This is a genomic window from Citrobacter sp. Igbk 17 (assembly GCF_028069775.1).
Taxonomy (GTDB): domain Bacteria; phylum Pseudomonadota; class Gammaproteobacteria; order Enterobacterales; family Enterobacteriaceae; genus Citrobacter.
In genome coordinates this window covers 64,156-78,408 of sequence record NZ_JANEWI010000024.1, presented here as the reverse complement: position 1 = coordinate 78,408, position 14,253 = coordinate 64,156, and the positions used below count along the sequence as shown (strand labels likewise).

Sequence of the window (14,253 nt, the reverse complement as noted above, 5' to 3'; positions counted from 1 at the left end):
CACTTCATATAAGCTGTAAATTCGTTCGGTTGATTTAAGTTAAACTCCTCTCTAATAAAAACAATCTGTTAATAAAAAATACACATCCATTAACATTTAAACGGTTATCACAGCCCGGTATTAATTAATCAGTCTTAATATTTAAGTTATTGTTTGTTAAGGATTTAATTGAAAATGTATTTCATATTAAATCTGTGATCCAGCTCGCTATTTCAGTGCGTGATATTAACGTGCGTGAACAGAATACTATTCGCTTTTATTGCAAGATTATTCGTATGGCTGGAATTGAATGAGATAACGATGGTTTAAAAAATAGCCAAAGTAAAAGCTGGGCTGATGGATTTATGTTAAGTGTTTAGCCTGATTATGTGATCTGCGTCACATATTCTTTAAATTCGCAGCATGGCTACGTTGTATGTGTAACGGGTGGCGGGTAGAGTTGCGTCGAATTAGGAAAAATCTTAGACATTTGTAAGAAATGATGTGAGCTTGTAAGGGACGCGGCATTCTAAGAAAGGAATGTTTAGACAACGCGTAAGCGCCATCACGTTGCTATGTATTTGACCTTTTGCTTTTTTTTACCGGGCCTTCCCGGCGACATCACGGGGTGCGGTTCTGCCGCATGAAAATAATGTTGGTTATTATGGATGCAAATAATGCATACATCCGAGTTGCTGAAACACATTTATGACATCAATTTGTCGTATTTATTGCTTGCACAGCGTTTGATCGTTCAGGACAAAGCATCTGCAATGTTCCGCTTGGGTATCAGCGAAGAGATGGCGGATACATTGGCAACATTAACACTTCCTCAAATGGTCAAATTGGCTGAAACCAATCAACTGGTATGCCATTTCCGTTTCGACGATCATCAGACTGTAACGCGTTTGACGCAAGATTCCCGCGTTGACGATCTTCAGCAAATTCATACCGGTATCATGCTTTCAACACGCCTGCTTAACGACATTGATGACGCAGCGCGTAAGAAAAGGGCTTGATGATGAGCGAAAAAAGCATTGTTCAGGAAGCGCGTGATATCCAGTTAGCGATGGAATTAATCACATTGGGCGCCCGTTTGCAAATGCTGGAAAGCGAAACGCAATTAAGCCGTGGCCGACTCATCAAGCTGTACAAAGAATTACGCGGTAGTCCTCCGCCAAAAGGGATGCTTCCGTTTTCCACCGACTGGTTTATGACGTGGGAACAAAATATTCATGCATCGATGTTTTGTAATGCATGGCAATTTCTGCTTAAAACCGGTTTGTGTAGCGGCGTGGATGCTGTGATTAAGGCGTATCGGTTATATCTTGAGCAGTGCCCGCAGCCAGAAGAAGGGCCATTGTTGGCGCTTACTCGTGCGTGGACCCTTGTCCGTTTTGTTGACAGTGGTTTGCTTGAATTGTCCGCCTGTAACTGCTGCGGCGGAAATTTTATTACCCACGCGCACCAACCCGCAGGCAGCTTTGCCTGCAGTTTATGTCAGCCGCCATCGCGAGCCGTAAAAAGACGTAAACTTTCCCAGAATGCTGCCGATATTATTCCACAACTGCTGGATGAACAGATCGAACAGGCTGTTTAACTGATACGGTGTGGATAAACACTCCAGCAGCGGTAAGCGATTACCGCTGCTTTTTTTTGTCCTGACCATGAGTTAACTGCCCGACTGCGCATCCTGTCATAGTCAATTGCGAAAGGATGATGTCGTGCTTATCTTATTAGGTTACCTGGTTGTTATTGGTACAGTTTTCGGCGGTTACATGATGACCGGCGGACACCTTGGGGCACTCTATCAACCGGCTGAGCTGGTGATCATCGGTGGCGCAGGTATCGGGGCATTCATTGTTGGCAACAACGGTAAAGCCATCAAAGGGACGATGAAAGCGATCCCGTTGCTTTTTCGGCGTTCGAAATATACCAAAGCCATGTATATGGACCTGCTGGCGTTACTCTACCGCCTGATGGCTAAGTCACGTCAGCAAGGCATGTTCTCGCTTGAACGCGATATCGAAAATCCAAAAGAGAGTGAAATTTTCGCCAGCTATCCGCGTATTCTTGCGGATGCAGTGATGCTTGATTTTATTGTCGATTACCTGCGTCTGATTATCAGCGGCAACATGAATACGTTTGAAATTGAAGCGCTGATGGACGAAGAGATTGAGACGCATGAAAGTGAGGCCGAAGTTCCGGCTAACAGTCTTGCGATGGTCGGTGACTCATTGCCAGCGTTCGGGATCGTGGCTGCGGTGATGGGGGTTGTACATGCGCTGGCTTCTGCCGATCGTCCGGCGGCTGAACTGGGTGCTCTGATTGCACATGCCATGGTAGGGACATTCCTCGGTATTTTACTGGCCTATGGATTTATTTCCCCACTCGCCAGCGTCCTGCGACAGAAAAGCGCTGAAACAACCAAGATGATGCAGTGTGTGAAGATCACTCTGCTCTCCAATCTGAATGGCTACGCGCCACCGATTGCGGTTGAGTTTGGTCGTAAGACGTTGTATTCCAGCGAGCGTCCTTCGTTTATCGAACTGGAAGAGCATGTTCGTGCAGTGAGAAATCCAGCAGCGCAGCAGACGACCGAGGACGCATGAAAAATCAGGCCCATCCCATTATCGTCGTAAAGCGACGTAAACATAAAAATCACGGTGGTGGGGCGCATGGTTCGTGGAAAATTGCCTACGCCGATTTTATGACCGCGATGATGGCCTTCTTTCTGGTGATGTGGCTTATTTCCATCTCCAGCCCTAAAGAACTGATTCAAATTGCCGAATATTTCCGTACACCGCTGGCTACTGCGGTGACGGGGGGAAATCGGATCTCGAACAGCCAAAGCCCAATTCCCGGTGGGGGTGATGATTACACCCAGCAGCAGGGGGAAGTAAACAAGCAGCCCAACATTGATGACCTGAGAAAGCGTATGGAGCAAAGCCGCCTGAGCAAGCTACGTGGCGATCTCGATCAGCTGATTGAATCCGACCCTAAGCTACGCGCACTGCGCCCACATCTGAAAATTGATTTGGTCCAGGAAGGGCTGCGGATACAGATTATCGACAGTCAGAACCGCCCGATGTTTAAAACCGGAAGCGCAGAGGTTGAACCTTACATGCGTGATATTTTGCGGGCGATTGCGCCTGTACTGAACGGGATCCCAAACCGTATCAGTCTTTCTGGTCATACAGATGATTATCCCTATGCCAACGGTGAGAAGGGATATAGCAACTGGGAACTGTCAGCCGATCGCGCCAATGCATCGCGTCGCGAGTTGGTCAGCGGTGGACTGGATGATGGAAAAGTATTACGGGTGGTAGGTATGGCCGCCACGATGCGTCTGAGCGATCGCGGTCCCGAGGACGCCATCAACCGCCGTATAAGCCTGCTGGTTCTGAATAAGCAGGCCGAAGAGGCCATTTTGCATGAAAACGCTGAAAGCCAGAATGAGCCGGTAAGTGTCTTACAACAGCCCGCGGCGGTGCCGCCGGCAAGCGTTCCCACATCGCCACCAGCCAATCCGAGGTGATAGCGTGAGCATGGATATTAGCGATTTTTATCAGACATTTTTTGATGAAGCTGACGAACTGTTGGCTGACATGGAGCAACACCTGCTGGATCTGGTGCCTGAAGCCCCGGACTCCGAACAGCTGAATGCCATTTTTCGTGCAGCGCACTCGATTAAAGGCGGGGCGGGCACTTTCGGCTTTACCATTTTGCAGGAAACGACCCATCTGATGGAAAACCTGCTGGATGAAGCGCGGCGTGGCGAGATGCAGCTCAATGCCGACATTATCAACCTGTTTTTGGAAACGAAAGATATTATGCAGGAACAGCTCGACGCCTATAAAAACTCAGAGGAGCCGGATGCCGCCAGCTTTGAGTACATTTGTAATGCGTTACGACAGTTAGCGCTCGAAGCAAAAGGTGAAACCGCGCCCGCGGTGGTCAATAGCGCCAAATTGAGCGTTGTTGATAGCACGGCGATACAAGACGAGGTGGTTGCACAAGCCGCCCCTGCCGCTGAAGAGGTCAAAAAGCGGATCATTCTCTCGCGCCTTAAAGCCAGTGAAGTCGATTTACTGGAAGAGGAACTGGGGAATCTGGCGACCTTGAGCGATGTGGTCAAAGGTGCTGACACGCTGTCGGCTACGATCGACGGTAGCCTCGCCGAAGATGACATTATTGCTGTGCTCTGCTTCGTCATTGAAGCGGATCAGATTGAGTTCGAAACCATCACTGCTGCGCCGACTACTGCAGAAACGCCAGCTGTTGCTGATGTCGTCGAACCACAGCCACTGCCGGTTGCTGCACCAGCACCTGCGCCGGTGGTCAAAGCGACCGCCAACGAAGCACCGCATGGACGAGCAGAGCGTGAGAAACCTGCGCGGGCCAGTGAATCGACCAGTATCCGCGTGGCGGTTGAGAAGGTCGATCAACTGATTAACCTGGTGGGTGAACTGGTCATCACACAGTCAATGCTGGCTCAGCGTTCGAACGAACTGGATCCGGTAAATCATGGCGATCTCATCACCAGCATGGGGCAGTTACAACGTAACGCCCGCGATCTGCAGGAATCGGTGATGTCGATTCGTATGATGCCGATGGAATATGTTTTTAGCCGCTTCCCGCGCCTGGTGCGCGATCTGGCGGGTAAATTGGGTAAACAGGTTGAACTGACCCAGGTCGGTAGCTCCACCGAACTGGATAAGAGTCTGATCGAACGTATTATCGATCCGTTGACGCACCTGGTGCGTAACAGCCTCGATCACGGTATTGAATTGCCGGAAAAACGCATCGAATCCGGGAAAAGTCCGATTGGTAATCTGACACTCTCTGCCGAACACCAGGGCGGGAATATTTGTATCGAAGTGACCGATGATGGCGCGGGTCTGAACCGCGAACGTATCCTGGCGAAAGCGATTTCCCAGGGGATGCCAATCCACGAAAACATGAGCGATGACGAAGTTGGCATGCTGATCTTCGCCCCGGGATTCTCAACCGCCGAGCAGGTAACGGATGTTTCCGGGCGTGGTGTCGGTATGGACGTGGTGAAGCGAAATATCCAGGAGATGGGCGGGCACGTTGAGATCCAGTCGAAACAGGGCCAGGGCACAACCATCCGTATTTTGTTGCCGCTGACGCTGGCTATCCTTGATGGTATGTCTGTTCGTGTAGCCGATGAAGTGTTTATCCTGCCGCTGAATGCGGTAATGGAGTCTCTGCAACCTCGGGAAGAAGATCTCCATCCGCTGGCCGGGGGAGAGCGTGTTCTGGAAGTGCGTGGTGAGTATTTACCGCTGGTTGAGTTGTGGAAAGTCTTTGAGGTTGAAGGTGCAAAAACTGAAGCAACTCAGGGTATTGTAGTGATTTTACAAAGTGCAGGGCGTCGCTACGCGTTGCTGGTCGATCAGTTAATTGGTCAACATCAGGTAGTGGTAAAAAACCTGGAAAGCAACTACCGCAAAGTGCCAGGCATTTCCGCAGCAACGATCCTCGGCGACGGTAGCGTCGCGCTGATTGTCGATGTCTCTGCATTGCAGGGGTTAAACCGCGAACAACGTGTGGCAATCACAGCCGCCTGATTGAGTAAGAAAGGGAAGAATATGACCGGTATGAGTAATGTAACTAAACTGGCCGGCGAACCGTCAGGTCAGGAATTCCTCGTGTTTACGTTGGGGGATGAAGAGTACGGTATCGATATCCTGAAAGTGCAGGAAATTCGCGGCTACGATCAGGTTACGCGTATTGCCAATACGCCAGCCTTTATTAAAGGTGTGACAAACCTGCGCGGTGTGATTGTGCCGATCGTTGATCTGCGTGTGAAGTTCAGCCAGAGCGATGTGGATTACAATGAAAACACCGTCGTGATTGTCCTGAATCTGGGTCAGCGTGTGGTGGGAATCGTTGTTGATGGTGTATCCGACGTGCTGTCGCTGACGACGGATCAAATCCGTCCTGCGCCTGAATTTGCTGTTACCTTGTCTACGGAATATCTGACCGGGCTGGGGGCGTTGGGTGACCGGATGCTGATTCTGGTGAATATTGAGAAACTGCTGAACAGCGAAGAAATGGCGCTGTTAGATATTGCTGCCAGTCACGTCGCGTAATCGCCATACCGAATCCGGCCTACAACGATTATTGTTGCAGGCCGGATAAGCGTAGCGCGTCCGGCAGACTTCCCCCTTACGCTTCTCGTTCAATCAGCTCAGGTTCAGCTTCCAGTAACCCTTCCTTCTGCGCCAGCATCGCTGTCGCAATTCCGTTACCCAATACGTTAATCGCTGAGCGCCCCATATCAAGGAAATGGTCGATGCCCATCAGTAACAGGATCCCTGCAACAGGAATATTAAAGCTTGGAATGGTGGCCGCCAGCACCACCAGCGCTGAACGCGGTACGCCAGCAATCCCTTTTGACGCCAGCATCAATGTCAGCATCAGCACGGTAATTTCCGCGAAGGAAAGGTGGATGTTATAAGCCTGTGCGATAAACATGGAGGCGAACGAGCAGTACACCATCGAACCGACCAGGTTGAACGAATAGCCAATCGGCAGCACGAACGACACGATGTTACGTGAGCAGCCAAATTTGGTTAATTGCTCCAGCGTTTTAGGGTAGGCCGCTTCCGAACTGCTGGTAGTGAAGGCGACCAACACCGGATCTTTGAGCATACTGACCAGGCGGAACACCTCTTTCTTCAGCACCAGATAGCCCACTGCCAACAGGACCAGGCAGGTCAGCAGAATAGCGACGTAGTAGCCGCCAATAAATGACGCGTAGTTGAGCAGAATACCCAGGCCCTGCGTGGAGATAACGGAAGAGATAGCGGCGAAAATTGCCAGCGGCGCGACGTACATAACATAGCCCGTCACTTTCAACATAATGTGTGAAACCACATCCAGTGCGGCGACCAGCGGCGCGTTAAATTTCTCTCCCAACGATGCCCCACCAATACCGAAGAACATTGAGAACACGACAATTTGTAGGATCTCATTATTCGCCATCGCTTCGGCAATACTGGTAGGAATGGTATGAGACAGAAAACCTTTCAGGCTCATACCGCCGACGGCAAGTCCGGTGTCAGTAGCTTCCAGTGGAATGGCCAGGTTCAGCCCGCTCCCGGGTTGTTCAAGTGAGACAACAAACAGGCCAACCAAAATAGACAGCACGGACGAGCTGATAAACCAGATCATCGCTTTGCCGCCAACGCGCCCGATGGTGGAGGTTTCTCCCAGACGCATGATTCCGACGGTCAGAGTGCTGAAGACTAACGGTGCGATGACCATTTTTATCAGCCGCAAAAAGATGTCGGTGAGCAGCGTAATATTATCAGCCCAGGCGGTAACGACGCCGGGGGAGGCATAGGTGTGGATCACCGCACCCGACAGGATCCCCGCCAGCATGAAGATCACGATAAAGAGCGTGAGTTTGTTTGCATTTGCCACTAAAAAGCCCTCAGTAAGGATTTAACATTTATTAATCAGTTACTCATTTTTTATACTTATTAAGTGGTAACGAAGTATTCATCATATAAATTGAATTAAAGTCCAGGCAGATACAACTTTTTTTAATTTTTTATCCGTTTTGTTGTGGTATTCGGCGGATGGTTATGTGATCGGTATCACAGGAAAAGGGAGGGGGGGAATACAAATAGTGGTCAAACAGGGTGGTTGAAAATGTTATTTGCATGATAATTATGATGTTTTTATGTAAATGAGTTGTGGTTTCTATTCCTCAGTTTTTCCCTTCTCCCGCCGGGCCTTGCTTTCCTGCTGGATTTCCTTTTTGCAAACGTAAAGTTATCTCAGTGAATGCCGATAATGTTGATAACTCGTTTTCAGGAAGGTGCCTTATGTTTAACCGTATCCGCGTTGTCACAATGCTGATGATGGTGCTGGGGGTTTTCGCACTGCTACAGCTTGTTTCCGGTGGTCTGTTGTTTTCTTCATTGCAGCAGAATCAGCAAAGTTTTGTTATTTCTAACGATCTACGACAGCAGCAAAGTGAACTCACCTCGACATGGGACCTGATGCTGCAAACACGCATCAATTTGAGTCGTTCCTCTGCGCGCATGATGATGGATGCGTCCAACCAGCAGAGCAGCGCGAAGAACGATCTGCTTAAGAATGCGAAAACGTCGCTGGCGCAAGCCGAAAAGCATTACGCTAATTTCAAAAAAATCACGCCGTTGCCTGATATGACGGATGCCAGCGGCAACGTCGATGAAAAATATCAGCAGTACCATGCAGCCCTGGTGGAGCTCGTCCAGTTCCTTGAAAACGGCAACATGGATGCATATTTTGCACAACCAACTCAGGGCATGCAAAACGCCCTCGGTGAAGCGTTAGGTAAATATGCAGATGTTAGCGAGAAACTCTACCGACAGGCCTTCGATCAAAGCGCATGCGATTACCATTTTGCCCAATGGCAACTCGGCATTCTGGCTGTCGTGCTGGTACTGATTCTGGTGGTGGTGTGGTATGGCATCCGTCATGCCTTGCTGAGCCCTTTGTCCCGCGTCATTGCGCATATCCGTGAAATTGCCAGCGGTAACTTAACCGCAACTCTGGCTGTAAGCGGCCGTAATGAAATTGGTGAACTGGCCAGCACGGTCGATCATATGCAGCGTTCGCTGACCGAAACAGTAACCCTGGTGCGCGAAGGTTCGGATGCGATTTATTCCGGTACCAGTGAAATTGCCAGCGGTAACACCGATCTTTCATCCCGTACCGAACAACAGGCTTCCGCGCTGGAAGAAACAGCAGCCAGCATGGAACAGTTGACGGCTACCGTGAAGCAAAATGCGGACAATGCGCGTCAGGCCTCTCAACTGGCGAAAAGCGCCTCCGACACCGCACAACATGGCGGCAAAGTGGTTGATAGCGTGGTGAATACCATGCACGAAATCGCCGATAGTTCGAAGAAAATTGCCGACATCATTAGCGTTATTGATGGCATTGCATTCCAGACAAACATTCTTGCGCTGAATGCGGCGGTAGAAGCTGCGCGTGCAGGTGAACAAGGCCGTGGTTTTGCCGTCGTTGCTGGTGAAGTGCGAAACCTGGCAAGCCGCAGTGCGCAGGCAGCAAAAGAGATTAAAGCGCTAATTGAAGATTCTGTATCGCGGGTTGATACCGGTTCTGTATTGGTAGAAAGCGCCGGGGAAACCATGCATGACATCGTTAATGCGGTCACGCGTGTGACCGACATCATGGGGGAAATCGCCTCGGCATCCGATGAACAAAGTCGAGGGATAGATCAGGTTGCGCTCGCTGTGTCTGAAATGGACCGGGTTACGCAACAGAACGCCTCGCTGGTGCAGGAGTCGGCCGCTGCCGCTGCCGCACTCGAGGAGCAGGCCAGTCGCCTGACCCAGTCGGTATCGACATTCCGCCTCGCGTCACGTCCTTCATCATCAAAGACGCGACTACCTGCAACATCGACTCCGGCGTCACAACCGCGCCAGCTCGCTACCGAACAAGATACGCATTGGGAAACATTTTGACTGACAGCTAAACCGCGGCCTGCGCCGCCTGATGGGAGCGTTGATGTTTAATCGTATTCGAATTTCGACCACGCTGTTTTTGATTTTAATCCTCTGTGGTGTTTTGCAGATTGGCAGTAATGGCTTGTCCTTCTGGGCATTTAGGGATGGTTTTCAGAACCTGAACCAGGTCGAACAGAGTAATCAGCAACGCGCTGCGCTGGCGCAAACCCGCGCTGTGTTATTACAGGCCAGTACTGCCCTTAATAAAGCAGGAACGCTGACGGCTTTGAGCTATCCGCCAGAGGATATCAAAGCGCTGATGGTGATTGCACAGGACAGCCTGGCCCAGTCCGAATCGATGTTTAAACGCTTTATGGCGACGACAGAGACGGCAGAAGAGGGGAAGGCGCTGCAAAGCGCAACCGCGAAAAGTTTCAGTCAATGGCATAGCGATCTGGTTCACCAGGCAACCTGGCTGGAAAATAACCAGTTGTCGGATTTTTTGACCGCGCCGGTACAGGCTTCACAGGATGCCTTTGATGCAAACTTTACGGCGTGGCAGAACAACATCAACCTGGTATTGCAAAAAGCAGAGGACCACAGCCAGCGTAGTTACCATATGTCCGGGGTGATTTTCGCCACCATGCTGGTACTGGCGGCACTGTTAACGACTGCAGCGCTGTACTGGTCGCGAAAAATGATTGTACAGCCACTGGCTATCATCGGTAGCCATTTCGACAGCATTGCGGCCGGTAATCTGGCGCGACCGATAGCGGTATATGGCCGTAATGAGATTTCAGCCATTTTTGCCAGCCTGAAAGCGATGCAACAGGCACTGCGTGAGACGGTCAGTGAGGTACGCCAGGGGAGCTCGGCAATGCATACCGGGATCTCGGAAATCGCGATGGGTAATAACGATCTGTCCTCGCGAACTGAACAGCAGGCGGCATCGCTGGCGCAAACGGCAGCCAGTATGGAACAGCTTACCGCCACCGTGGGGCAAAATGCGGATAACGCGCGACAAGCTTCAGGCATTGCCAAAAGTGCGGCCGATACAGCGCATAAAGGAGGGGAACAGACGGCTAAGGTTGCCAGCACTATGCATGAGATTTCTGCCAGCTCGCAGAAGATAGGTGACATCACCAGTGTGATTGACAGCATCGCCTTCCAGACCAACATCCTGGCGTTAAACGCCGCGGTAGAAGCTGCCCGTGCCGGTGAACAGGGGCGCGGTTTCGCCGTGGTCGCCGGAGAGGTCCGCAATCTGGCAAGCCGTAGCGCGCAGGCCGCGAAAGAAATTAAAGGGCTGATCGAAGAGTCCGTCACCCGCGTTCATCAGGGATCGCAACTGGTGGATATGGCGGCGCGCACGATGACAGAGATTGTTAGCTCGGTTACCCGGGTTAACGACATCATGGGGGAGATTGCCTCGGCCTCCGATGAACAACGCAGAGGCATTGAGCAGGTGGCGCAAGCCGTCAGCCAGATGGATTCTGTCACACAGCAGAACGCCGGGCTGGTGGAAGAAGCGGCAGCCGCCACTGAGCAGTTAGCTACCCAGGCAGATAATCTTTCCGCCTGTGTCGCGTTTTTTAAGCTTGAAGAGCAAACCGTAACACAACAAGAATTGGCGCAACCGCAGGTTGTGCCCGTTGTATCCTGAATGTGATTGAGAAGGCGCTATGACATCATCTCTGCCCTCCGGGCAAACGTCATTATTGTTACAGATGACACAGCGCCTCGCGCTGTCTGACGCGCATTTTCGTCGGATATGTCAATTAATCTATCAGCGCGCGGGGATCGTGCTGGCCGACCACAAGCGGGACATGGTCTATAACCGCCTGGTTCGCCGGTTGCGTACCCTGGGACTGGATGATTTTGGTCGCTATCTCAGCATGCTGGAAGCCAACCAGAACAGTGCTGAGTGGCAGGCTTTTATTAACTCCCTGACCACCAACCTGACCGCTTTTTTTCGCGAAGGGCATCACTTTCCGGTGCTGTCTGACCACGCCCGTCGACGCAGCGGTGAATATCGCGTCTGGAGCGCGGCAGCGTCTACCGGAGAAGAACCTTACAGTATTGCAATTACGTTGGCCGATACCCTGGGTATGGCACCGGGTCGCTGGCGTGTTTTTGCGAGCGACATTGATACTGAGGTGTTGGAAAAGGCAAGAAGCGGTATTTACCGCCTTGATGAGCTAAAAACGTTGTCGCCACAGCAGCTGCAACGCTATTTCATGCGCGGTACCGGACCTCATGAAGGGCTGGTACGTGTACGGCAAGAACTGGCAAGCCATGTTGAATTTTCCAGCGTGAACCTACTGGACAAAAAATACAATGTGCCAGGCCCGTTCGACGCCATATTCTGTCGTAACGTCATGATCTATTTTGACAAAACGACTCAGCAGGACATTTTGCACCGTTTTGTTCCACTCCTTAAACCTGACGGACTGCTGTTTGCCGGTCATTCAGAAAACTTTAGCAACCTCGTGCGCGAGTTTAGCCTGCGCGGGCAGACGGTGTATGCGCTAGGTAAGGATAAAGCATGAGTAAAATCAGGGTATTGTCGGTTGATGATTCTGCATTGATGCGTCAAATCATGACCGAGATTATTAACAGCCACAGCGATATGGAGATGGTTGCGACAGCGCCTGATCCTTTGGTTGCGCGGGATCTCATCAAAAAATTTAATCCCGACGTTCTGACGCTGGATGTTGAAATGCCGCGCATGGACGGCCTCGATTTTCTTGAAAAACTGATGCGTCTGCGTCCGATGCCCGTGGTGATGGTCTCTTCACTGACTGGCAAAGGTTCTGAGGTCACGCTGCGGGCCCTGGAACTGGGGGCGATTGACTTTGTTACCAAACCTCAACTGGGGATCCGCGAAGGAATGCTGGCGTATAGCGAGATGATTGCGGAGAAAATCCGCACTGCATCGCGCGCAAAACTGGCCGCCCACAAACCCACGGCAGCGCCAGCGACCTTGAAGGCGGGGCCGTTACTCAGTTCGGAAAAACTGCTGGTCATCGGTGCATCAACCGGAGGAACAGAGGCAATTCGTCATGTACTCCAGCCATTGCCGCTTTCAAGTCCCGGTATTCTTATTACCCAGCATATGCCGCCAGGATTTACCCGTTCGTTCGCCGAACGTCTGAACAAACTGTGTCAGATAACCGTGAAAGAGGCAGAAGACGGAGAGCGCGTGCTCCCAGGGCATGCGTATATCGCCCCTGGCGACAAGCATATGGAACTGGCGCGTAGCGGGGCGAACTACCAGATCAAAATTCATGATGGTCCGCCGGTTAACCGGCATCGGCCTTCAGTGGATGTGCTGTTTCATTCGGTGGCGAAACATGCGGGGCGCAATGCCGTCGGGGTGATCCTGACCGGTATGGGCAACGATGGGGCCGCCGGAATGTTAGCGATGAACCAGGCTGGTGCCTGGACCATTGCGCAAAACGAAGCAAGTTGTGTGGTGTTCGGCATGCCGCGCGAGGCCATCAATATGGGTGGCGTAAGCGAAGTGGTCGATCTTAGCCAGGTAAGCCAGCAAATGCTGGCGAAAATCAGTGCCGGACAGGCAATACGTATTTGAATCAGGAGTTTATTTTTATGGCGGATAAAGAGCTTAGGTTTTTGGTTGTGGATGACTTTTCCACCATGCGTCGCATTGTGCGTAACCTGCTGAAGGAACTGGGGTTCAACAACGTTGAAGAAGCTGAAGATGGTGTTGACGCGTTGAACAAACTGCAGGCAGGGGGATTCGGGTTTGTTATTTCCGACTGGAACATGCCTAACATGGACGGTCTTGAACTGCTGAAAACCATTCGTGCTGATGGCAGCATGTCTGCTCTGCCAGTGCTGATGGTGACGGCAGAAGCGAAGAAAGAAAACATTATCGCGGCAGCACAGGCAGGTGCCAGTGGTTATGTTGTAAAACCGTTCACCGCGGCGACGCTGGAAGAAAAACTCAATAAGATCTTTGAGAAACTGGGCATGTGAGGATGTGATGATGATGCAACCACAAATTAAACCTGTTGACGAACACTCAGCAGGGGACATCATTGCGCGCATCGGTAGTTTAACCCGAATGCTGCGCGACAGCCTGCGTGAACTGGGGCTGGATCAGGCCATTGCCGAAGCGGCGGAAGCCATTCCCGACGCGCGCGATCGCCTGGACTACGTTGTACAAATGACTGCACAGGCGGCAGAGCGCGCGCTGAACAGCGTAGAAGCTTCACAGCCACACCAGGATGCCATGGAAAAAGGGGCAAAAGACCTGACCAAACGCTGGGATGAATGGTTCGAAAATCCGATTGAACTGTCCGATGCCCGTGAACTGGTCACTGATACCCGCCAGTTCCTTGGTGATGTCCCCGGTCATACCAGCTTTACCAATGCCCAATTGCTGGACATCATGATGGCGCAGGATTTCCAGGATCTCACCGGTCAGGTTATCAAGCGCATGATGGATGTTATCCAGGAGATTGAACGTCAACTGCTGATGGTGCTGCTGGAAAACATTCCGGAGCAGGGCGCCCGACCAAAACGCGAGAACGAAAGTTTGCTGAATGGTCCGCAGGTTGACACTTCAAAAGCCGGCGTAGTGGCAAGCCAGGATCAGGTTGACGACCTGCTGGATAGCCTCGGTTTCTGATGTGTATTTGCCGGATGCGGGAGGAAACTTCTCATCCGGCTTACATGTTATTCATCGGCAATTGGCGTTAAAGCCATAAATCCCGTCTTTTTTACCGCTTACTCTCCCCATTGTTGTATA

At 51.3% G+C, this 14,253-nt stretch carries 13 protein-coding genes; 12 read left to right on the top strand and 1 reads right to left on the bottom strand.

Annotated features, from left to right (window positions below):
* Positions 1–656: 656 nt before the first annotated feature.
* The 6 genes from flhD to cheW all read left to right on the top strand — a co-directional run bounded on the left by flhD (position 657) and on the right by cheW (position 6,098).
* Entirely contained in the window at positions 657–998 is a 342-nt protein-coding gene (gene flhD / locus NNO08_RS15095; protein ID WP_040232414.1) for a flagellar transcriptional regulator FlhD, read from the top strand.
* A 2-nt stretch (positions 999–1,000) separates the two neighbouring features.
* A complete protein-coding gene (gene flhC / locus NNO08_RS15090; protein WP_005127694.1) occupies positions 1,001–1,579 on the top strand; it encodes a flagellar transcriptional regulator FlhC in 579 nt (192 codons plus the stop codon).
* Between the two features lie 124 nt (positions 1,580–1,703).
* Positions 1,704–2,591: a flagellar motor stator protein MotA gene (gene motA / locus NNO08_RS15085; protein WP_005127691.1), complete on the top strand. Its 888-nt coding sequence runs from the start codon at positions 1,704–1,706 to the stop codon at positions 2,589–2,591.
* A complete protein-coding gene (gene motB / locus NNO08_RS15080; protein ID WP_271442788.1) occupies positions 2,588–3,517 on the top strand; it encodes a flagellar motor protein MotB in 930 nt (309 codons plus the stop codon). The genes motA and motB overlap by 4 nt, the downstream gene beginning before the upstream one ends.
* A 4-nt stretch (positions 3,518–3,521) precedes the next feature.
* The gene (cheA, locus tag NNO08_RS15075) at positions 3,522–5,573 is read left to right on the top strand and encodes a chemotaxis protein CheA (RefSeq protein WP_271457015.1); all 2,052 of its coding nucleotides are present in this window, start codon (positions 3,522–3,524) and stop codon (positions 5,571–5,573) included.
* Between the two features lie 21 nt (positions 5,574–5,594).
* Positions 5,595–6,098 (top strand): chemotaxis protein CheW, encoded by a 504-nt coding sequence (gene cheW, locus NNO08_RS15070; protein WP_003034638.1) that lies wholly within the window; start codon positions 5,595–5,597, stop codon positions 6,096–6,098.
* Positions 6,099–6,174: 76 nt separating this feature from the next.
* Here the strand turns inward: cheW and NNO08_RS15065 are convergent, their stop codons facing one another.
* Positions 6,175–7,434, bottom strand: a complete 1,260-nt coding sequence (locus tag NNO08_RS15065) for a dicarboxylate/amino acid:cation symporter (protein WP_271442789.1) — start codon at positions 7,432–7,434, stop codon at positions 6,175–6,177.
* 407 nt (positions 7,435–7,841) lie between these two features.
* Between NNO08_RS15065 and tar the strand changes: the two genes are divergently transcribed.
* Genes tar through cheZ form a run of 6 tightly spaced genes read left to right on the top strand, consistent with a single transcriptional unit; the run spans position 7,842 to position 14,133 of the window.
* A complete protein-coding gene (gene tar, locus NNO08_RS15060) occupies positions 7,842–9,494 on the top strand; it encodes a methyl-accepting chemotaxis protein II (RefSeq protein WP_271457014.1) in 1,653 nt (550 codons plus the stop codon).
* Positions 9,495–9,537: 43 nt separating this feature from the next.
* Positions 9,538–11,139 carry a methyl-accepting chemotaxis protein IV gene (gene tap, locus NNO08_RS15055; protein ID WP_271457013.1) on the top strand — a complete coding sequence of 534 codons (1,602 nt, stop codon included), beginning with the start codon at positions 9,538–9,540 and terminating at the stop codon, positions 11,137–11,139.
* 19 nt (positions 11,140–11,158) lie between these two features.
* Complete coding sequence (gene cheR / locus NNO08_RS15050) at positions 11,159–12,025, top strand: protein-glutamate O-methyltransferase CheR (RefSeq protein ID WP_271441777.1); 867 nt, start codon at positions 11,159–11,161, stop codon at positions 12,023–12,025.
* A complete protein-coding gene (locus NNO08_RS15045; protein WP_005127683.1) occupies positions 12,022–13,071 on the top strand; it encodes a protein-glutamate methylesterase/protein-glutamine glutaminase in 1,050 nt (349 codons plus the stop codon). The genes cheR and NNO08_RS15045 overlap by 4 nt, the downstream gene beginning before the upstream one ends.
* A 17-nt stretch (positions 13,072–13,088) precedes the next feature.
* Complete coding sequence (gene cheY / locus NNO08_RS15040; protein WP_005127682.1) at positions 13,089–13,478, top strand: chemotaxis response regulator CheY; 390 nt, start codon at positions 13,089–13,091, stop codon at positions 13,476–13,478.
* A gap of 10 nt (positions 13,479–13,488) precedes the next feature.
* Entirely contained in the window at positions 13,489–14,133 is a 645-nt protein-coding gene (gene cheZ / locus NNO08_RS15035; RefSeq protein WP_040232409.1) for a protein phosphatase CheZ, read from the top strand.
* Positions 14,134–14,253 lie beyond the last annotated feature (120 nt).